Here is a 20,938-nt window from a genome sequence, read left to right on the forward strand (position 1 = left end):
GGGCGGACCCGCGCAGCGTGGTCGACGTGCTGGCCGCCCGGGTCGCCGCCGGGCCGGAGCGGGTCGCGCTGGCCCTCGACGGGACGACGCTGAGCTACGCCGAGCTGGATGCGCGCGCCAACCGCGTCGCGCACCACCTGCGGCGGCACGGCGCCGGTCCGGAGCGGGTCGTCGGGCTCTGCGCGGAACGCTCGGTGGACCTGATCGTCGGCATGCTCGGCATCCTCAAGTCCGGCGCGGCGTACCTGCCGCTGGACCCGCGCGACCCGCGCGCCCGGCTGGAGCTGCTCGCGGCGGACGCCGGGGTGGACCTGGTGCTGGCGCAGCCGGCCTGGCGGCACCTGGTGCCGGCCGGGGCCGTGGTCACGCTGGCCGAGGAGACGTTCGCCGGGGAGCCGGCCGGGCCGCCGGCGCCGGGGCCGGACGCCGACAACGTGGCCTGCGTGCTCTACACCTCCGGATCCACCGGACGGCCCAAGGGCATCGCGGTGACCCACCGGGCGATAGTGGACTCGTTGCTGGGGCAGGACTTCGCCCACCTCGGCCCGGACGAGACGGTGCTGCACCTGAGCAGCGTCAACTGGGACGCGGCGCTGTTCGAGATCTTCGGCCCGCTGCTGCACGGCGGCACCTGCGCGCTCTATCCGGCGCAACCGCTCACCCCGGCCGGCATCGTGGCCGCGATCCGCCGGCACGGCGTGACCACCGCGTTCCTCACCACCACCCTGTTCAACCTGGCGGTCGAGCAGGTGCCGGCGGAGCTCGGCGAGCTGCGGCAGATCGTCTTCGGCGGGGAGGCGGCGTCCGCGCCGCACTGCCGGGACCTGGCCGCGCGCTGGCCGCACCTGCGCCTGGTGAACGGGTACGGCCCGGTCGAGACGATCTTCGTCGTCACCGCGCACCAGGTCCGTGACCTGCCGGCGGACGCGGTCAGCGTGCCGATCGGCCGGCCGCTGGCCCGGACCACGGTGCTGGTGCTCGACGACGCGCTGCGCCCGGCGCCGGTCGGCGTGGCCGGCGAGATCTACCTGGGCGGCGACGCGCTGGCGCGCGGCTACCTCGGGCAGCCGGGGCTGACCGCCGACCGGTTCGTGCCGGACCCGGCCGGCGGCGGGCGGCGGCTCTACCGCACCGGCGACCGGGGACGCCTGCGGGCCGACGGCACGCTGGACTTCGGCGGGCGGGTCGACGGACAGGTCAAGATCCGCGGCCGGCGCATCGAGCTCGGCGAGATCGAGGCGGCGCTGTCGGCGCGTCCCGACGTGGCGATGGCGGCGGTGGCCGCCCGCGCCGACGAGCCCGGCGACGCCCGGCTCGTCGCGTACCTGGTGCCGGTTGCCGGGCTGGACCTGCCCGAGGCCGACGTGCTGCGCCGCTGGCTGCGCGAGCGGCTGCCCGCCTACCTGGTGCCGTCCGCGTTCGTCGCGCTGGACGCGCTGCCGGTGACCGGCAACGGCAAGCTCGACCGGGCCGCGCTGCCGGAGCCGACGGCGGCGCCGGAACGCCCGTACGTGGAGCCGCGCACCGAGGTCGAGGCGACGCTGGCGAAGCTGTGGGCGGAGACGCTGCGGCTGGACCGGGTCGGCGTGCACGACGACTTCTTCGACCTCGGCGGGCATTCGCTGGCCATCGTGCGGCTCGCCGCCCGCGCCTGCGACCTGGGCCTGCCGGTCGGGGTGGCGGACCTGGTCGAGCACCCGACCGTCGCGGCGCTGGCCAACGCGATCGCCGCCCGCGACCGCGGCCCGGAAGGAGCGGCGGTACGGCACGAGGGCGGCGTGGTGGTGTCCCTGCGCGACGGCGACCCCGGCCTGCGTCCCCTGTGGTGCGTGCACCCCAGCGGCGGCAGCGTCGCCTGGTACCTGCCGCTGGCGCAGGCGCTGCCCGCCGGCCGGCCGGTGCGCGGCCTCCAGGCCCGGGGCATCGACGGCGGCGTCGACGCCGACACGATGACCGGTCTCGCCGACGACTACCTGCGCGAGCTGCGCGCGCACCAGCCGCACGGCCCGTACGCGCTGCTCGGCTGGTCGATGGGCGCCAACATCGCCCAGGAGATGGCGATCCGGCTGACCGCCGCCGGCGAGCGGGTGGACGTCCTCCTGCTGCTCGAACCGGCGGTGCCGGACGAGACCGGCATGTTCGCCGTCACCGAGGCGCTGGACCTGCTCGATCGGGCGGTCGCGATGCGCGCGGCGATCCGGGAGCTGACACCGGGCACCCCGGCCCGGCTCAGCCAGGAGCGCGAGCTGGTGGCCACCCTGCTGGCGGCCGGCGTCGACGAGTCCGAGGCGGCGCTGGGCGCCGACTGGCCGGTGGCGATGTGGACGGCGCTGCTGCGCGCCGCCGCCGGCTACCGCCCGCAGCCCTACCGCGGGCCCGCGCACCTGCTGGTCACCGCCGAGGCGGCCACCGCCGGACCGGGCCGCCCCTCGGTGGTCGCCGGGGAGAACGGGTCCGCCTACGAGCGGCGCTGCCGGGAGATGTTCCCGGACGCGCTCACCGTCCACCACCTGCCCGGCACCCACCGGAGCATGGTCACCGAACCGGGCGTGGCGGCCGTCGCCGCCCTCGCCGCCGAGCTGCTGGAGCGTACGGCATGAGCACCGCGATCCTGACCGACCGTTACCTGCTGGACGACGACCTCGTCGCCGACCCGTACCCGTACCTGGCCGCGCTGCGGGCCGCCGAACCGGTGCACTGGAGCCCGGTGCACCGGGCCTGGCTGGTCACCGGCTACGAGCCCGCCACGGCCTGCTACACGATGCCGGAGATCTCCGCGGACCGGATCAGCCCGATGCTGGCCCAGACGCCGCTGGAGCTGCTCAGCCCCGAGGCGGCCCGGGCGTTCTCCATCATGGCCGGCTGGATGGTCTTCGTGGACCCGCCCGAGCACCGCCGGCTGCGCAGCGTCTTCCGGGGCGCGTTCGGGGCCCGGCAGGTGCGCCGCAACCGCCCGATGGTGCAGGAGGCGGTGAGCCGGCTGGCCGCCCGAGCCGGAGGCGGCGAGGGTGCCATCGACCTGGTGGCCGACTTCGCCCGCCCGCTCCCGGCGACCGTCGCGGCGGCCTGGATGGGCGTACCGGCCGAGGACACCGCGATGTTCCAGCGCTGGGCGATCGAGGTGGGCGACCTGGCCCTGGGCTCGGTGCAGTCGCCGGAGGAGCACGAGCGCTCGCAGCAGGCGCTGCTGGACCTCTTCGACTACCTGCGGGTGCTGGTGCGGGCCCGGCGGGCCGCGCCCCGCGAGGACCTGATCAGCGCGGCGCTCGCCAACGGCCTGGTGGGCGAGTCGGTGAGCGAGGACGAGTTCGTCGCCATGCTCACCCACGTGGCGTTCGCCGGTGGCGAGACCACCAGCAACCTGATCGCGGTCGGCACCTGGAACCTGCTGCGCCACCCCGGCCAGCTCGCCCTGCTGCGGGCCGAACCGGAGCTGGCCGCGCTGGCCGTGGAGGAGCTGCTGCGCTTCGACGGGCCGTCCAAGATGTCCATCCGGCACGTCAAGGACGACGTCGAGCTGGCCGGGCAGCGGCTGCGCGCCGGCCAGCGGCTCTACGTGGTCACCGCCGGGGCGAACCGGGATCCGTCCCGCTTCGACCGCCCGGACGAGCTGGACCTGCGCCGGCACCCGAACCCGCACCTGGGTTTCGGGCAGGGCGGGCACTTCTGCCTGGGCGCCCCGCTGGCCCGGCTGGTCGCCGGCGCCGCGCTGACCGACCTGCTGGCCGCGGCGCCCGGCCTGGCGCTCGCCGGCACCGAGGTGCGGTGGCAGCCGTCGCTGCTCAACCGCAGCCTCGCCGCGCTGCCGGTCCGGCTCTGACACCGCGGGCCACCCGGGCCCGCGCCGCACACCCCCGGCCGCCCGGCCGGGATCCGTCCCAACCGAGGAACCGAACGAGAAGGAGAACGGCGATGGCCGTCGACGACGATGACCGCACCTACCGCGTCGTGATGAACCACGAGGAGCAGTACTCGATCTGGTTCGCCGACCGCGAGCTGCCGGCGGGCTGGACCGCCACCGGCTTCGAGGGCAACCGCGCGGACTGCCTCGCCCACATCGACGAGGTGTGGACCGACATGCGTCCGAAGAGCCTGCGCGAGCGGATGGCCGCCGCGCAGGGCTGAACCGCCCACCGGCCGGGGCGGGTCCGCACGGATCCGTCCCGGCCCGGCCGCCGACCGGCGGCCACCCCTGTCCCATCCCGCTGACAACGAGGCGACGGTGATGAAGGTCTACTCCCACGAACGTCTGGCGCGGCTCGCCGGCGCGCGTGGCATGCCCGAGGAATACCTGCACGACCTGCGGGTCGTCTCCTCGGTGCTGCCGTTCAAGGTCAATCAGTACGTCGTGGACGAGCTCATCGACTGGTCCGCCGTCCCGGACGACCCCATCTTCCGGCTCACGTTCCCGCACCGGGACATGCTGCCGCCGGAGATCTTCGACCACCTGTCGGCGCTGCACCTGTCCGCCGCCGAGCCGGGTGTGATCCGCAAGGCGGCCCGCGACGCCCACGCCCGGCTCAACCCGAACCCGGGCGCCCAGCTCGAGGCGAACGTGCCGACGCACCGGGGACGCCGGCTGCTCGGCGTGCAGCACAAGTACGCCGAGACGGTGCTGGTCTTCCCGTCCCAGGGGCAGACCTGCCACTCCTACTGCGGCTACTGCTTCCGCTGGGCGCAGTTCGTCGGCAACGCCGAGATCCGGCAGGCCGCCTCGGACGTCGGCGACGTGGTCGCGTACCTGGAGGAGAGCCGGGGCGTCACCGACGTCCTGTTCACCGGCGGCGACCCGATGATCATGAGCGCCGCGGTGCTGGAGCGCTGGGTGTCGCCCCTGCTGGACCCGGCCCTCGACCACATCCGCACGCTGCGGTTCGGCACCAAGGCGCTGTCGTACTGGCCGGCCCGGTTCACCACCGACCCGGACGCCGACGACCTGCTGCGCCTCTTCGAGCGGATCACCGCCGCCGGCCGGCACGTCGCGGTGATGGCCCACTTCTCCCACCCCCGGGAACTGGCCACCGACGAGGTCCGCCGGGCGATCGCCCGGATCCGGGCCACCGGTGCGGTGATCCGGGCACAGGCGCCGCTGATCGCGCACGTCAACGACCGGGCGGGGGACTGGGCCACGATGTGGCAGCGCCTGGTGGAACTGGGCGTGATCCCGTACTACATGTTCGTGGAACGCGACACCGGCGCCCGCAGCTACTTCAGCCTGCCGCTGACCCGGGCCTGGCAGATCTACACCGACGCCGTCCGGTCGGTGTCCGGCCTGGCGCGGACGGCCCGGGGGCCGGTCATGTCGGCCGCCCCGGGCAAGGTGCTCGTGGACGGCGTCGTGCGCGTCGGCGGGACCGAGATGTTCAGCCTGCGTATGCTCCAGGCCCGCGACGCGGCCCACGTCGGCCGGCAGTTCTTCGCCCGGCACGACCCGGCGGCCGAGTGGTTCGACGACCTGCGTCCCGCTCCCGGCTCCTGGTGGCCGGCATGACCGCCGCCGCCGAACCGGCCCTGACCGCGACCGACGAGGAACAGATGCCGACCGTCACCGATCCGCCGGTGACCGGGCCGGACCGCCCGGTCAGCCTCTGGCGCAACCGCGACTTCAACCTGCTCTGGATCAGCCAGTGCCTGTCCGACCTGGGCACGGCGATGTCGAACCTGGCGATGCCGCTGCTGGTGCTCTTCCTCACCGGCTCGGCCGCGCAGGCCGGTCTGGTCGGCAGCCTGGGGCTGCTCACCACGCTGGCCTGCCGGCTGCCCGCCGGCGTCGTGGCCGACAGGTTCTCCCGCCGTACGCTGCTCATCGTCTGCGACGTGGTCCGGCTGGTGGCGTACCTGGGGCTGGCCGGCGCGGTGCTCGCCGGGGTGGCCGGGCTGCCGATGATCATCGTGGTCACCGTTGTCGGCGCCGCGGCCAACGCGGTCTTCGGCACCGCGGAACACGCGGCGGTCCGCAACCTGGTGCCCGCCGAGCAGCTCACCACCGCTGTCGCGCGCAACGAGGCCCGCTCCTACGGAACCCAGCTCGCCGGGCCGCCGCTCGGTGGCCTGCTCTACGGGCTCGGCCGGTCCCTGCCGTTCGTCGGCAACGCCGTGTCCTATCTGCTCTCGCTGCTGGCGGTGCTGCTCATCCGCCGGCCGATGGAGCAGCCCCGCACCGAGCAGGCGCCGCAGTCCGGCGGCGCGGCGATGGCCGAGGGCATCCGGTTCGTGCTGGCCAACCCGTTCCTGCGGGCGCTGCTGGTGATCGCGGCGCCGCTGAACATGGCCTTCACCGGCATGATCTTCACGATCATCGTGGCCCTGGAGCGGGCCGGCACCGCCTCGGTGGTGGTCGGCCTGGCCAGCACGATCTTCGGTCTGGGCGGGTTCCTCGGCGCGCTGGCCGCGCCGGCGGTCCAGCGCTGGCTGCGGCTGCCGACCCTGGTGATCGTGCTGTGCTGGGCCACCACCGTCCTGATGGCGGCGAGCGCCCTGGTGCCGTCGAGCGTGCTCGCCGCGGTGCCGTTGGCGGCGGCGGTGTTCCTCGCGCCGACCGCCAACGCGGTGCTCTTCGGCTACCAGGCGGCGATCACGCCGGACCGGTTGCAGGGCCGGGTGGTCAGCGTCATCTTCCTGGCCGCCACCTCGGCCGCCGCCCTCGCCCCGGGACTGGCCGGGCTGCTGCTGGCCCGGTTCCCGGTGGCCGTGACCATGCTGGTCTTCGCCGGGCTCGTCGCGGTCTCGGCGGTGACCGCGACGCTGAGCAGCGGGATCCGGTCGATGAACACGCAGGAGTCGCCGTAACCGCACGGGCGCCCGCGGCCGGCGGCCCGCCGGGAGGCAGGATGGCCTCGGGCCGGCCGTCGGCCGGACGGAGGTGGGGGCGGCGTGATCGAGGGGTGGCACGGCTGGTTCGGCACGATCAACGGGGTCGTGCTGCTCACGGTGGCCGCGTTGCCGGCGGCGGCGCTGGTGGTGTGGGTGCTGGCCCGCCGGCGTGGCGGCGGCGGTCCGGCGTGGCGGCGGTCGCTGGCCGAGGTGGGCATCGTCTACGGGACCGTGCCGTGGGTCTGGATGATCATGCTGCCGGGCGACGGCGCCGGTGTGGTCCCCGGCCGGGTGAGCCTGGTGCCGCTGCGGGACCTGCTCACCGTCCTCGCGGGCGGGCCGCTGACGGTGACGGTCCAGATCGTCGGCAACCTGCTGGTGTTCGCGGCGCTCGGGTTCTTCGGCCCGCTGCGGTTCGCGGCGCTGGCGTCGGTGCCGCGGATCCTGGTGCTCGCGGCCGGCTGCTCGGTCCTGGTCGAGGTCGCGCAGTACGCCCTGCGGCTGGACCGGCTGTCCTCGGTGGACGACGTCCTGCTCAACACCGCCGGCGCCGGACTGGCCGCGCTGGCGTCGCGCCGCTGGTGGCGTGCACCGGCCGAGTCGTCACCGGTCGCGACCGGCCCGGCGCCGGTTCGCTGAGCGGGCGCGGCCCGGACGGGCGGGACGCACGACGGGCCGGACCCGCAGGCCCGGCCCGTCGCGTGCGTCAGGTCGACGCGGTCATCGTCCGCTCAGCAGATCTTCTTGGCCGCAGCGGTGGTGGCGCCGCCGTGCTCGTACGAGACGAGCAGCGAGGTGCCGGCCGGGAGCGCCCCGGTCAGCGGCAGGACGAGGGTGCCGTCCTTCCGCAGTTCGGCCTTGGCCTCCGCCACGACCCGGGTGCCGTCCCAGAGGAAGGCCCGGGCGGTGCCGGCCTTCTTCACCTGGAGCTGCACGGACACCTTGCTCGCGGTGCGGGTGACCTTCTTGATCTTCACCGTGTTGTCCGCCAGCTTGGCGTAACCACCCGGCGCCACCCCGTCCGAGACGGACTGCAGGAGGGTCTGCGGCGAGTCCACGCTCTGCGCCGCGGTGTCCGGCATGATCGGAGCCTTCGGCGCCGACGGCTTCGCCGCCAGGGCCGGCAGCGTCGCGTTGCCCCAGCGCCACGGGTCGGCCCGTACGCCGCTCCAGGTCGACCAGCCGACCCGGGTCTGCGCGGTCAGATCCTGCGTGTCCGAGTCGTTGACCAGGATGTTCAGACCCATCCGGTTCGGGTCGATGGTGTCCGGCAGCACGCTGAACGGGATCTTGACCTCGATCCGGTAACCCGTGTACGGGTTGCTGGTCACCACGGAGGCGATCTCCACACCCGGTGCGGTCTCCGGGCCGCCCTGGTGGTTGTCCCGCTCCCGGGCGAAGCACGGCGGGTTTCCGTTGGCCGGGTCGTTCGTGGCCGGGAAGAGCGCCATGTTGAACACCGTGGAGGTGTTCGCCGAGGTGCCGCGCGGGTCGATGCCGAACTCGATGTTGTCGTTACGCCGCGGACGCTTGCAGTCCTCCGGCGGCAGGACGGTGCCGAGCACGTCATCGGTGATGTTGAAGATGGCGTACAGGGCGTCGTCGGTGTGGGTGAGCTGGGCGGTGCCGGAGATGTCCGACGCCGGGGCGGCGGTGCCCTCCCAGCGGGTGGAGATGTCGATGACCTCGCCGGTGTACTCGTGGTCGTGACCGTGGCCGTCCACCGTCGGCGCGGTGGCGGCCTTCGGGATCGTGGTGACCGGGACCAGGTTGAACGCACCCGGCTCGCTCGCGCTGCCACCGGTGTAGCTGGTCTCGATCTGCACCCGGTAGGCGCCGTTGTCCGGGGCCCGGTTGGCCGTCGGCAGCGACGTGTCGGTGTTGGTGACGGTGAACGTCACCGAGGTGCTGGCGCCAGGCCGGAGCCCGCTGTACGGCACCTGCTGCTCGGCCACCGAGAAGCCGGCGGGGACGTTCAGCTTGACCGCGCCGGACTCGACCCGGGTGCCGTGGTTGGTCAGGTTGACCTTGACGCTGCGGGTGCCGCCGCTGGGGATGTTCAGCAGGGACTCGATGAGCGCGTCGAGCTGCTGGGTCTTGTTCCGCACGGTCCAGGCGCGGAAGTCGGCGATCTCCTCCAGCGGCTCCAGGGTGCCGCGCACCGGCGCGGTGCCCTGAACCCGGGCGCTGCTGGTGCCGCTGCCGTCCTTCTTGCTGGTCAGTGTGGCGTCGATCTTGAAGCGGGTGCCCACCTCGACCTGCGCGGGCGGGGTGACCGTGAAGGTCTTCACGACCTCCTTACGCGGGGTCAGCGTGCCCACGTCGCCGTTGCCGCTGACGGTCCAGCCGGCCGGCACGCTCAGGGTGACCTTGGCGCCCGGAACGGCCTTCTCGGCGTACAGGACGGTGTCCACCTTGATGGGCTGGCCGCCGACGGCCTCCCAGGTGCGCGGACGCACGTGGACCTCGGTGCCCAGCGGCAGGCCGCCCGTGGCCCGCAGGGTGGCACCCTGGAGCGCACCGGTGCCGGCGCCCACGTTCGGGTCCGGGTACGGGGTGCGGGTGTCGATCAGCGTCAGCCGGTTGCAGCCGATGGCGTCGGGGTTGGTCGTCGGGAAGGAGCTGTTGCCCCAGCCCTGCGACACGTACTCCCGGCGGGCCCAGGTCTGGACCGTGTTCCACCGGTTGCCGTCGTGGCGCGCCGACTCGTAGCCCTGCCAGGTGCCGAAGACGACGTTGCTGGCCTCGGCCGGCGTGAACGTGGTCTCGCAGGCGGGGCCGTTGCTGGAGGTGCCGCTGCCGCCGGTCTGGAAGATGCGGGAGACCCGCCAGGGCTTGAGCCCCTCGTTCTTGATCTGCTCCGGGAACGCCTTCGGGTCGGCAGCCGCGTAGAAGGCCTCCACGGCCAGCATGGCCGCCTTCTGGTGGTTGCCGTGGTTGCCCTGCGTCGCCGAGGGGTTCATCGTGAGGATGACCTCGGGCTTGGTGGTCCGCAGGACCCGCACGATCCGGGACAGCGTCTCCTGGTGGCCCCAGACCTCCTCGGTCAGGGGAGCGCTGGCGGTGTACCAGAAGTCCAGCGCGTCCAGGTTGTAGATGTGCTCGACGCCGGCCCAGCCGACGGCCTTGCGCTCCTCGGCCTCCCGCAGGATGCCGAGCTCCGGGCCCTCCTCGAGACCGGTGGCGTTGCCGCCGCCCTCGCCGCGGGTGGTGGTGATGACGCCGGCCTTCATGCCGTGATACTCGTTCCAGTATCCGAGCATGCCGAGCTGGCCGGCCTCGTCGTCCGGGTGGGCGCCGATGAACATGATGTCCAGGTCGACCGGCTTGTCGGACTTCTTGGCCTGGGGCTTCGGTGTTGCTTGCTGGGGGTTGGCCTGGGCCGGAGTGGCCAGGCCCAACGACAGCAGACCGCACATGGCGATCGCCGCGCTGGTGCGCCATCTCATGGGCATACCTCTTCGTCTCGAAGCGAGAGTGCTGCGGCTGGGGACGGTCGGCCCGGCACGGGCCGGCTGACACGGTGGCTCGTGCCGGGCCGTGTTGCAGACAGCTGTCCACAGAGGACCGTGAGGTCCTCGGGGGTCGTGGTGCTCGACAACGGGATGGTGGTACTCGCGCACCGTCACGGCGTGAGCGGTACGCACGGTGGCGACGTCGGTCCACCGGAAGGCCTTCGGGCCGTAACCTAGGGATCTTGCGGAGGCGTCGTCAATAGCCCCGGACGACTTTCTTCCTTATCCGAATAAACGATCGTGCCTGCTCAGGGCGATCGCTGGGAGGCCGGCCATGGCCTGTGGACAGGCTATGTCCGGTTTTGGGGCCCCAATGTGGACCGTAGGGCTCGGTTTTGCGCGTCATGTCGGGCTGGCCCCGGCCCGACCGGCTTGTCGGCCGCAGAATTTTCCCTGGTCGGCGGACCGAGATCATCTCGTTACTTGACGGCAGAATTTTTTCTCACTAGGAAGAAAGTGTGTCTGACAAAGCCCCGACCAGCCCGGTCAGCCGTGAGCGGTCCCGTGAGATCAAGCGTCTCTCGGTGATCTTGGCCGCCCGGCAGGCCCGGCGGCTGTCCCGAGTGGACCTGGCCGAGATGACCGGCCTCTCGGCGGCCACGGTGACCGCGCTCGTGCGGGAACTCGTCGCCGAGGGCTACCTCATCGAACGCGGGCCCGGCGCACCCACCACCGGCCGGCCACGGGAGATGCTCGAGTTCAACCCCCGCGCCGAGCTCGTCGCGGCGGTGTCACTGGAGCCACCCCGGATCAGCTGCGAGATCGCCGACAGCGAGGGCGCGGTCATCGCGCACCGCGTCGCGCGGCTCGGCGCGAACGTGGTGGAGACCGTCTGCGAGTTCGTCCTCGACCTGGTCGGCGACAACCTGCCCTCGCTCCGCGGCGTCGCCATCGCGGTGCCCGGCGTGTCCAGCAACGGCGCGGTACGCCTCGCGCCGTCGGTCGGACTGGTCGAGGCGTGGCCGATCGGCGAATCCGTGCAACGGCGGCTCGGCGTACCCGTGGTCGTCGACAACGACGTGAACCTCATGGCCGCCGGCGAGTGCGTGGCCGGCGCCGGCGCGGACGTGGCGAACCTGCTGCTGATCCACGTGGCCGACGGCATCGGCGCCGGCCTCGTGCTCGACGGCAAGGTCCGCCGCGGCGCCAGCGGCGCCGCCGGCGAGGTCGGCTTCCTGCCGTTGGGCGGCGCGACCGAGCGCCCCTACAGCGGCGTCGGCGAGTTCGAGGCCCGGTGGTCGGTGAACGCCATCGCGGAGCGGGTCGTCGCGCTCAACCCGGGCCGCCGGCCCGAGTCACCGGTACGGGAGCTGAGCGGGCTCGCCGCGACCTCGGCGCCCGCCCGCGAGTACCTCGACGAGGTCCTCGGCGCCTGGGCCGGGCTCATCCTCTCCTGCGCCTGCGTCGTCGATCCGGGGCTGGTGCTGCTCAGCGGCGCCGCGGCGGAACTCGACGACGCGGCCCTCGGCCAGCTCCAGACCCTCGTCTCCGCCCGGACCCCGGCTCCCACCGAGGTACGCCGGGCCACCCTCGGCGACCAGGCCGTGCTGCACGGAGCGATCAGCTACGCGCTCTCGGCAGCGGTGCCCCGCCCCTCGCTTCCCTGACCGAACCCGGCCCCCGACGACCCCCGACCCCGACCCCGCACCCACCACCCCGACCCGCCACCCACGTCACCGAACGCCGTCGCGGCGACCCTCGTCCGTACCCACTGACGACAGGTCGCGGCGCGATGCGTCGCGCCCCGGTACGGCGCGACGCGCTGATCTTCCTTCCCCGCTTCCGATAGATCCCCCGCACAATGGAGGTACCAATGAAACGTCGTTTGGCCCTGGCCGTCGCGTTCAGCGCGCTGCTGGCCGTGAGCGCGTGCGGCAGCAGCGACGACGACAAGGACACCGGCTCCTCCGGCTCCGCGCCGGCTGAGAAGGTCGTCATCTACAGCGCCCGCGACAAGTCGGTCACCGACTACGTCGTCGAGCAGTTCACGGCCAAGAACCCCGAGTACAAGGGCAAGGTCGAGGTGCTCAACATGGGCGCCCAGGAGGTGCTCGAGCGGGTCCGCGCCGAGAAGGCCAACCCGCAGGCGTCGGTCTGGTGGGGCGGCACCCAGCAGGGCCTCGCCGCCGGCGCGTCCGAGGGCCTGCTGGAGTCCTGGCAGCCGTCGTTCGCCTCCAAGATCGACGCGCGGTACAAGGACGCCGAGGGCCGCTGGTTCGGCGAGATCCTGCTGCCCGAGGTCATCATGTACAACAACAAGGCGCTCACCCCGGAGACCGCGCCGAAGGACTGGGACGACCTGGTCGACCCGAAGTGGAAAGACAAGATCATCATCCGGGACGTGGCCGCCTCCGGCACCATGCGCTCGATCTACGCCTCGATGATCCAGCGCTTCACGGCCGACGGGTCCAACCCGCAGCCCGGCTACGACTGGCTGCGCAAGCTCGACGCCAACACCGTCGAGTACGCCGCCAACCCCAGCGACCTCTACCTGAAGATGTCGCGTGAGCAGGGCGTGGTCAGCGCCTGGAACCTCCAGGACATCCTGCTGCAGGCCAACGAGAAGATGCCGTTCGGCTACGTGATGCCGGCCTCCGGTGCGCCGGTCCTCGTCGACGGCGTGGCCGCCGTCAAGGGCGGCAACAGCGAGGGCGCGAAGAAGTTCCTCGAGTTCCTGTTCGACGACTCGCTGCGGGCCAGCCTCGCGAAGGACTACTTCCAGATCCCCGCTGTCGAGATCGCCGAGAAGCCCGAGTGGCTGACCAAGCTCGACCTCAAGCCGATGGACGTCGACTGGAACGTGATCGGCAAGAACGAGACCGCCTGGATCACCCACTGGAACGCCCAGATCAAGGGCAAGGGCTAAGACGCTCGGAACCGGGCCGTGCTCCGGCACGGCCCGGCTTCGTCCTGGAAGGACCCACGAAATGATCGATGTCCGACTGACGGCGGTCAGTAAGCGCTTCGCCAAGTCGAGCGACTCCGCGGCGGTCGATGACGTCACCGTCACCATCGGGGCCGGCGAGTTCTTCACGCTGCTCGGGCCGAGCGGTTGTGGCAAGACGACGACGCTGCGCATGGTGGCCGGCTTCTACTTCCCGACCTCCGGTCACATCCACTTCGGCGACGACGACGTCACCCACTGGACGCCGAACAAGCGGGACACCGGCATGGTGTTCCAGAACTACGCCCTGTTCCCGCACATGACGGTGGCGCAGAACGTCGCGTACGGGCTCAAGGTCCGCCGGGTCTCGCGCGCCGAGCAGGCCCGCCGGGTCACCGAGGCGCTCGAGCAGGTGCACCTCGCCGGGTACGGCGACCGGCGCATCGACGCGCTCTCCGGCGGCCAGCAGCAGCGCGTCGCGCTGGCGCGGGCCCTGGTGATCCGTCCCCGCACCATGCTGCTCGACGAGCCGCTGTCGAACCTCGACGCGAAGCTGCGCGAGGAGACCCGCGCCGAGATCCGGCGCATCCAGCGGGAGAGCGGCACCACCTCGATCTACGTCACGCACGACCAGGCCGAGGCGATGGCGATGTCGGACCGGATTGCCGTGATGGAGTCCGGCCGGGTCCAGCAGGTCGGCACCCCGCACGAGGTCTACTACCAGCCCGCGAACGCGTTCGTGGCCCGGTTCATCGGACGCAGCAACGTGCTGAGCCTGCCGGTGACCGGCGCGGCGGAGCAGCGCGTCCACGTGCGCCTGCCCGGCGGCGCCACCATCGAGATCGGCGCACCCGCCGGACACGGGCTCACCGAGGGCGACACCGCACTGGTCTCCGCGCGCCCCGAGCACATCGCGCTCGGCGGCGACGACGACACCGCGGCCATGCGCGGCCGGGTCAGCCACGTCGAGTTCACCGGCATGGCCACCCACGTCACCGTCGACGTCGACGGCGACGAGGTGATGGCCGCCCTGGTCGACGCGCCCGCCGGCATCCAGCTCGGCGACGTCGTGGGCCTGCGGCTCACACCCGAGCGGCTCTGGGTGGTCAAGCCGTGACCGCTGCGACCCCGACCGCCCCCGGCTGGGCGGCGGCCCTCGGCCGGCGCCTGGCCGGCGGGGCGAACTCCCGATGGTTCCCCTACCTGCTGGTGCTGCCGCTGGTCCTGGTGCTGTGGGGCTTCGTCGTCCAGCCGATGTTCGCCACCTTCCGGGAGAGCGTCAGCGCCAACGGCACCGACAACTACCTCCAGTTCCTCTCGTCCTCCGGGGTGGCCCGCGAGTCGCTGTTCACCTCGCTGTTCATCTCGGCCGCGAGCGTGCTGCTCTGCGGCGTCGTCGGCGTGGCGATGGCGTTCCTGCTCAAGCGGTTCCACTTCCGCGGCCGGCGGCTCATCGAGGCGTTCATCCTGGTGCCGGCGGCCCTGCCGCCGCTGATCGGCGCCGTGTCGTTCCAGCTGCTCTACAGCAACATCGGCATCGTGCCGCGTGGCCTCCAGGCGCTGCTCGGCACCGACAAGCCGATCCTAGCCTTCGACGGCATCGCCGGCGTGCTGGTGGTGCACACGTTCACCATGTACCCGTTCTTCTACCTGGCCGCCTCCGCGGCGCTGGCCGGGATGGACCCGTCGGTCGAGGAGGCGGCGTACAACCTCGGCGCGGGCCGGGTACGCGTGTGGCGCACCGTCCTGCTGCCGATGCTCACCCCGGCGCTCATCTCGGCGTCGCTGCTGGTCTTCATGACGTCGCTGGCGTCCTACACCGCGCCACTGCTGTTCAACGTCAGCCAGACCATGACGATGCAGATCTACATCAACCGCACCAACGGCGACCTGCCGATGGCCTCGGCGTACGCCTCCGTGCTCGGCATCGTCTCGATCATCTTCCTGCTCGGCATGCGCTGGTACGAGGGACGGCGCAACTACCAGTCGCAGTCCAAGGGCGTCTCGGCGGTCCGGCGGGAGATCACCAACCCGATCGGCCGCTGGCTCGCCCCGCTCGCCTCGGTGCTGGCCACGCTGGTGCTGCTCGCCCCGGTCGGCGCGATCGCGCTCGTCGCGTTCTCCGAGGACCGGTCCTGGACCACCGAGGTGCTGCCGCCGACGTACACGTTCGAGAACTTCGTCACCATCTTCACCGACCCCAAGGCGTTCCAGCCGATCCTCAACTCGGTGCAGATGAGCCTCCTCGCGGTCGTCGGCTGCGTGGTGATCGGCGTGCTCATCGCGTACGCGGTGCGGCGTCTGACGTTCGTCGGCCGCGGCCTGCTCGACGTGGCCGTGATGATCGCCTGGGCGCTGCCCGGCACGGTCGTGGCGATCAACCTGATCTCTGCGTTCAGCACCGGTAACGCGTTCAGCTTCGGGCAGGTGCTGGTCGGCACGTTCTGGATCCTGCCGCTCGCCTACTTCGTGCGGTTCCTGCCGATCGTGTTCCGGTCCAGCTCCGCGACGCTGGCGCTGATCGACCCGTCGCTGGAGGACGCCGCCCGCAACCTCGGCGCCTCCTGGCTGCGCGCCTTCTACACGATCACCGTCCGGTTGATGCTGCCCGGTGTGCTCGCCGGCGCGCTGCTGGCGTTCGTGCACGGCGTCGGCGAGTTCGTCGCCTCGGTGCTCATCTACACCTCGTCGACGGTGCCGATCTCGGTCGCCATCAACAACCGCATGTACAGCTTCGAGCTGGGCACCGCGGCCGCGTACGGCATGCTCCAGGTGCTGCTCATCTTCGTGGTGATGTGGTTCTCCGGGCGGCTGGAGAGCAGCCGCACCGCGACCCGGAGGGCCGAGCAGTGGACGAACTGATCGAACGGTGGCGGACCGGGGAAGGTCTGCTCCCGGTCACCCGGGTTCCCGGGCACGCGTTCGCCGCCGTGACCGAGGCGGCCGACCTGGCGGTGCTGCCGGTCGGCGCGGTCGAGTGGCACGGTCCGCACCTGCCGATCGGAACCGACCTGATCCTGGCCGAGGGCTTCGCCGGGGAACTGGCGACCGGGTCCGCCCGGGCGGTGCTGTTCCCGGCCACGCCGTACGCCGCCTGCCCGGGCCAGACCCGGCAGTGGCCGGGCACCGTGGCGCTGCGGCCGGAGATCGCCGTCGGCTACCTCGCCGACGTGCTCGCCGGCATCGTCGAGGCGGGCTTCACCCGGGTGCTCGTGGTCAACGGGCACGACGCCAACATGTCCACCGTCCGCGCGGCGATGGAGTGGGTGTCCGGCCGGCACCGGGCCAGCATGATGCTGGTGAACTGGTTCCAGCTCGTCGGCCCGGACGAGACCACCGAGATGTTCGGTGAGCTGCCGGCCCGGGGACACGGCGGCGCGTACGAGAGTTCCGCGGTGCTCGGCTTCGACCCGGCCGCGGTACGCCTGGACGCGGCGCCGGACCTGCCGCCCAAGCCGAAACTGCCCACCCCGTACCCGTACGTGCTGGTGGAGTCGCGCCCCGACCCCTGGCAGGGCTGGTCGGGCCACGTCTCGCTGGCAGGTGAGGAGGCCGGCGGCCGGATCCGCGCCACCGCCGGCGCCCGCCTGCGCGAGCTGGTCGGGGCGTGGCTCGCCGCGCCGCTGCCGGGGCCGCCCGGCGCCGACCGGCCCGACCAGCCGACCGGATGACAGTCACGCCCCAGGACCACGCACCACCTCGGGAGGCCTCCATGAGCCCGTCACTGACCGTCTACCAACAGCACCACCTGCGCGTCGTGTTCGACCACCACGTCGCCAACCTCTACCCGGCGATGGTCACGGCCAGCAAGGCCCACGTCGTCATGCTTGCCGAGCAAGGGCTGATCTCCGACGAGGCCGCCGCGACGATGCTGCGCGGCCTGGTCGCCCTCGCCACGGACCGGCCCGGGGAACTGGAGTACGACGGCAGCGTCGAGGACGTCTACTACACGCTGGAGAAGCGCCTCGCCGCCGCGGCCGGCATCGAGGTGTCGCAGTTGAGCGTGCAGCTCGCGCGCAGCCGCAACGACCTCGACGCCGGCGTCTTCCGGATGGTGCTGCGCGACCAGCTGCTCCAGGTGCTCGACGCGCTGCTGGCGACCGGACGTACCGTGCTGGACCGCGCGGACCGGCACGCCGACGTGGTGATCACCGGATACACGCACCGCCGCCCGGCCCAGCCGACCAGCATCGGGCACGTCTTCGCCGGCTACGCCGAGGCGCTCGCCGGCGAGGCCGCCGCGTACGCCTGCCTGCTGGACGAGATGAACCGCTCGCCGCTGGGCTCCTGCGCCTTCGCCGGCACCGACCTGGACATCTCGCCCCGCCGGCTGGCCGACCTGCTCGGCTTCGACCAGCTCATCGTCAACTCGTACGAGGCGGTGGCCGGCGCCGACCACCTGGTCCGGGTCGCCACGCTCAACGCGCAGGCGCTCGCCACCGGCGCCCGGCTCGCCCGCACCCTGATGGACTGGCTGAGCTGGGGCTGGGTGGTCACGCCCGGCGAGTTCACCCAGGGCAGCAGCATCATGCCGCAGAAGCGCAACCCGGTGGTGCTGGAACACCTCGTCTCGATGGCCGGCGCCGCCGCCGCCGACGCGGCGAGCGTACTGAACAACGTCGGCGCTGCCTGGTGGGAGGACTCGAACAACGCCACCACCGACGTGCAGTCCCGCCTCTGGGAGGGCGACGACCGGGCGTACCGGTTCTTCTCGCTGCTCGGCGGCCTGATCGAGAAGCTCGATCCGCAGCGCCCGCCGTCCGGCGAGGAGATCGTCGCCTCCGGCGCCACCACCACCGCGGCGGCCGACGCGCTGGCCCGCCACGGCGTGCCGTTCCGGGGCGCCCACTCGCTGCTCGGCCGGCTGGTACGCGGCGGCGCGCCGGCGACCTGGACCGAGGAACTGGTCCGGTCCACCGCCGCCGACCTCGGCCTGGCGCTCGACGACGCCGCGGTACGGGACCTGCTGGCCGCCGCGGTCCGCCCCGAACTCGTGCTGCGCCGCGCCCAGGCCGACGGCCCCGGCGAGGCGGCCGTCCGGGACCAGGTCGGACGACTGTCTACAATGCTCGACGCGGTGCAGGAGCGGGCGCAGGCATTGCGTGAGCGGCTGACCCGTGCCGACGCGGCTCTCGCCGAGGCGGTCGCGGCGAGGGTAGGCCCGTGACGGGGCGGCAGACGCAGCTGGCCGTGGTCGCGGACGTCGTGTCGCGGCGACCACGTGATCTGGACCGACGGCCCGAAGGGCGATCTGACATCACCATGGAACGACCGGCAAATCCGCGCCTGCTCGGCATCGACTTCGGCGGCACCAAGATGGCCATCGGCGTGGGCGACACCGACGGCCGGCTGCTCGTCTCCGAGCGCCTGCCCACGATCGCCGAGCAGGGCGCGCAGCAGGCCCTCTCCCGGGCGCTGGACCGGGCGTGCGAACTCGCCGAGCAGACCGGCGGCACGATCGTCGCGGCGGGCATCGCCTCGCCCGGCGTCGTCCACGACGACGGCATCGAACTGGCACCGAACGTGCCCGGCTGGGAGCAGTTGCGGCTGGCCGAGGCGGTCCGCGCCCACCTGAACCTGGCGCACGTGCGGGTGACGAACGACCTGAAGGCGGCGGCCCACGCCGAGTTGCGGCTCGGTGCGCTGCGCGATGCCGATCCGGGCCTCGTCGTCGGGCTCGGCACCGGGGTCGCCGCGGCGGTGACGGTGAACGGCGAGGTGCTCCCGGGCCGCCACGGCGCGGCCGGCGAGATCGCCTACGGACTCACCGACCTCAGCTGGCCGCCCCGGCTGGAACCGATGCTGGAGGCGACGTTCTCCGGCCGGGCCCTCGACGAGCTGGCGCAGCGCCTCGGCGTCGACGGCCGGGCGGCCGGCCTGTGCGCGGCCGCGGAGCAGCCCGGCCCGGTACGCGAGCAGCTCCGCCTGCGCGTCGACGAACTGGCTCGCCAGCTGGTCACCTGCTGCCTGCTGCTCGACCCGCAGCGGATCGTGCTGGTCGGCAGCGTCGCCGGCAACGGCCTGGTCCGGGAGCTGCTGACCGAACGGCTCACCCGCACGCTGCCGTACCCGCCGGAGGTCGTGCTGTCGGACTTCGCGCAGGACGCCGCGTTGCTCGGCGCGCTCGCCCTGGCCACCGAGGCCCAGCCCGCCGCGGTCTGACCGCCACCACCGTGAAACGCCGGGCGGGGCGCAGCGGTGCGCCCCGCCCGGTCCGGTGCGGCCGGATCACCTGCGGAACGCGGCCACCGCCTCCTGGATCGCCGGCCCGGTCGCCGAGGACGCCTGCGCCCACGACTCGAACTCCAGGGAGGCGGCGAAACCGGCCGTCTCCGGGGCGCGCACCGACCCCGACTTCGACACCCTCGGCAGGCGGATCGCCAACGCCGTTCGGCGAGCGCACCGACGAGGTGCTCTCCGCCGACCTTTGACGTCTCCGCGTGCGTGGGCGTCGCCGCAGCGGTGGGGGTGAGCCGCACCCCGGTGCGGGAGGCGCTGCGCCGGCTGCACGCCGAGGGCCTGGTGGACCGGGAGGCCGACCGGGGCGCCACCGTACCGGCCTGGCGCGAGCAGGACCTGGAGGAGATCTTCGAGCGGCGCGCCCTGCTGGAGGGGTACGGCGCCGAGCTGGCCGCGACCCGGATCACGCCGGAGGAGATCGCCCGGCTGCGCGAGCTGTGCGCCGGGACGGAGGGCTACGCGGCCGGGCAGCGCCGGGACCGGGCGGACCGGATCGCGGTCTGCAACGCGCAGTTCCACGAGACCATCCTGGCCGCCCGCGCCACCCTCGGCACGCCCTGACCCACGCCGGGCCGGGACACGTCGTACCCGTCGACGGTCCCCGGCCCGGCGGCACGGGTCACCCGGCGGACGCCTCGGCGCGGCGTACCACCTCGGTGGCGGCGCGCACCACCGCCCGGTCCAGCAGCCGCCCATCGGCGTCGGTGGCCACCCCGGAGCCGCCGCGTTCGGCCTGCTCCAGCGCCGCCAGCACGGCCCGGGCGGAGGCCACCTCGGCCTCGGTGGGGGTGAACACCTCGTTGATCGTCGCGATCTGCCCGGGGTGGATGGCGCTGCGGGCCCGGAAGCCCTGCCGCAGCAGCGCCCGGGTGGTCCGCTCCAGCCGTTCCGGGTCGCGCAGCGTCGTCTCCACCGGCCCGACCGCGGGGGCGATGCCGGCGGCCGCCGACGCGACGACGACCTGGGAGCGGATCGGGGCGAACTCCGCCCGGTCCGGCCCCGGCTGCAACCCCAGCTCACCGGCGAGGTCCGCCTCGCCGAGGCCGAGCCGCAGCACCCGTGGCGCTTCGGCCACCCGCGGCGCGGTGAGCACGCCCCGGGCGGTCTCGATCAGCGCCACCACCCGGAACGCCGGGGCGTCCGGGCCGAGCCGCCGCTGCACCCGGGTCAGCGCGGCGTCGACCTCGGCGAGCAGGTCCGGCTCGGCCTTCGGCACCCAGACCCCGGCCGCGGCGGGGGAGAGCACCTCGACGTCCGCCTCGACCTGGTCGCTGTTGATCCGCACCCACAGCCCGGGCCCGGCCGGCGCGGCGGCGCCCAGGTACCCGGCGACCGTCTCCCGGGCCTGCGCCTTGCGGGCCGGCGTGACCGCGTCCTCCAGGTCGAGCACGAGCGCGTCCGCGCCCCGCCCGGCCGCCTTGTCCAGCAGGTCCGCCCGGTCGCCCGGCACGTACAGGTAGCTGCGCGCCACCGCCGCCATCAGTCG

Annotated in this window: 17 protein-coding genes; 14 read left to right on the top strand and 3 right to left on the bottom strand. The window is 73.1% G+C overall.

Annotated features, from left to right (window positions below):
* The 6 genes from AC2CHG_RS02365 to AC2CHG_RS02390 all read left to right on the top strand — a co-directional run.
* The coding region (locus AC2CHG_RS02365) for an amino acid adenylation domain-containing protein (protein WP_484524069.1) at positions 1-2,600 on the top strand (2,600 nt) is incomplete at its 5' end.
* Positions 2,597-3,820, top strand: coding sequence for a cytochrome P450 (locus AC2CHG_RS02370; protein ID WP_262011986.1), 1,224 nt, complete (start codon positions 2,597-2,599; stop codon positions 3,818-3,820). The genes AC2CHG_RS02365 and AC2CHG_RS02370, both read left to right, overlap by 4 nt.
* A 92-nt stretch (positions 3,821-3,912) precedes the next feature.
* Positions 3,913-4,125 carry an MbtH family protein gene (locus AC2CHG_RS02375; RefSeq protein WP_135240728.1) on the top strand — a complete coding sequence of 71 codons (213 nt, stop codon included), beginning with the start codon at positions 3,913-3,915 and terminating at the stop codon, positions 4,123-4,125.
* Positions 4,126-4,225: 100 nt separating this feature from the next.
* The gene (locus AC2CHG_RS02380) at positions 4,226-5,491 is read left to right on the top strand and encodes a KamA family radical SAM protein (RefSeq protein WP_366625994.1); all 1,266 of its coding nucleotides are present in this window, start codon (positions 4,226-4,228) and stop codon (positions 5,489-5,491) included.
* Complete coding sequence (locus AC2CHG_RS02385; RefSeq protein ID WP_262011984.1) at positions 5,488-6,789, top strand: MFS transporter; 1,302 nt, start codon at positions 5,488-5,490, stop codon at positions 6,787-6,789. The genes AC2CHG_RS02380 and AC2CHG_RS02385 overlap by 4 nt, the downstream gene beginning before the upstream one ends.
* Positions 6,790-6,873: 84 nt before the next feature.
* On the top strand, positions 6,874-7,452 hold the full coding sequence (locus AC2CHG_RS02390; RefSeq protein ID WP_484524070.1) for a VanZ family protein: 579 nt from the start codon (positions 6,874-6,876) through the stop codon (positions 7,450-7,452).
* Between the two features lie 92 nt (positions 7,453-7,544).
* Here AC2CHG_RS02390 and AC2CHG_RS02395 read toward each other — a convergent pair whose 3' ends face one another.
* Positions 7,545-10,262: a sugar-binding protein gene (locus AC2CHG_RS02395; protein ID WP_262011982.1), complete on the bottom strand. Its 2,718-nt coding sequence runs from the start codon at positions 10,260-10,262 to the stop codon at positions 7,545-7,547.
* 524 nt (positions 10,263-10,786) lie between these two features.
* On the opposite strand from AC2CHG_RS02395, the gene AC2CHG_RS02400 reads away from it, so the two are divergent.
* The 7 genes from AC2CHG_RS02400 (at position 10,787) to AC2CHG_RS02430 (ending at position 19,374) form a co-directional block, all read left to right on the top strand.
* Positions 10,787-11,935: an ROK family transcriptional regulator gene (locus tag AC2CHG_RS02400; protein ID WP_262011981.1), complete on the top strand. Its 1,149-nt coding sequence runs from the start codon at positions 10,787-10,789 to the stop codon at positions 11,933-11,935.
* A gap of 206 nt (positions 11,936-12,141) precedes the next feature.
* Positions 12,142-13,194: an extracellular solute-binding protein gene (locus AC2CHG_RS02405; RefSeq protein ID WP_262011980.1), complete on the top strand. Its 1,053-nt coding sequence runs from the start codon at positions 12,142-12,144 to the stop codon at positions 13,192-13,194.
* A gap of 61 nt (positions 13,195-13,255) precedes the next feature.
* On the top strand, positions 13,256-14,329 hold the full coding sequence (locus tag AC2CHG_RS02410; RefSeq protein ID WP_135240724.1) for an ABC transporter ATP-binding protein: 1,074 nt from the start codon (positions 13,256-13,258) through the stop codon (positions 14,327-14,329).
* Complete coding sequence (locus AC2CHG_RS02415) at positions 14,326-16,074, top strand: ABC transporter permease (protein ID WP_318334551.1); 1,749 nt, start codon at positions 14,326-14,328, stop codon at positions 16,072-16,074. Before AC2CHG_RS02410 ends, AC2CHG_RS02415 begins: the two co-directional genes overlap by 4 nt.
* A complete protein-coding gene (locus tag AC2CHG_RS02420; protein ID WP_484524071.1) occupies positions 16,062-16,883 on the top strand; it encodes a creatininase family protein in 822 nt (273 codons plus the stop codon). Before AC2CHG_RS02415 ends, AC2CHG_RS02420 begins: the two co-directional genes overlap by 13 nt.
* A 41-nt stretch (positions 16,884-16,924) precedes the next feature.
* On the top strand, positions 16,925-18,379 hold the full coding sequence (locus tag AC2CHG_RS02425) for a lyase family protein (RefSeq protein ID WP_484524072.1): 1,455 nt from the start codon (positions 16,925-16,927) through the stop codon (positions 18,377-18,379).
* A gap of 95 nt (positions 18,380-18,474) precedes the next feature.
* Positions 18,475-19,374, top strand: a complete 900-nt coding sequence (locus AC2CHG_RS02430; RefSeq protein ID WP_484524073.1) for an ROK family protein — start codon at positions 18,475-18,477, stop codon at positions 19,372-19,374.
* A 66-nt stretch (positions 19,375-19,440) separates the two neighbouring features.
* Here AC2CHG_RS02430 and AC2CHG_RS02435 read toward each other — a convergent pair whose 3' ends face one another.
* Positions 19,441-19,575, bottom strand: coding sequence for a hypothetical protein (locus AC2CHG_RS02435; protein WP_366625979.1), 135 nt, complete (start codon positions 19,573-19,575; stop codon positions 19,441-19,443).
* A 105-nt stretch (positions 19,576-19,680) separates the two neighbouring features.
* Here AC2CHG_RS02435 and AC2CHG_RS02440 point away from each other — a divergent pair, with 105 nt between their 5' ends.
* Positions 19,681-20,013, top strand: coding sequence for a GntR family transcriptional regulator (locus AC2CHG_RS02440; RefSeq protein WP_484524074.1), 333 nt, complete (start codon positions 19,681-19,683; stop codon positions 20,011-20,013).
* A gap of 58 nt (positions 20,014-20,071) precedes the next feature.
* On the opposite strand, the gene AC2CHG_RS02445 is transcribed toward AC2CHG_RS02440, so the two are convergent.
* A complete protein-coding gene (locus tag AC2CHG_RS02445) occupies positions 20,072-20,932 on the bottom strand; it encodes an HpcH/HpaI aldolase/citrate lyase family protein (protein WP_402810732.1) in 861 nt (286 codons plus the stop codon).
* Positions 20,933-20,938 lie beyond the last annotated feature (6 nt).

This window comes from Micromonospora sp. ATLC20 (genome assembly GCF_057196585.1).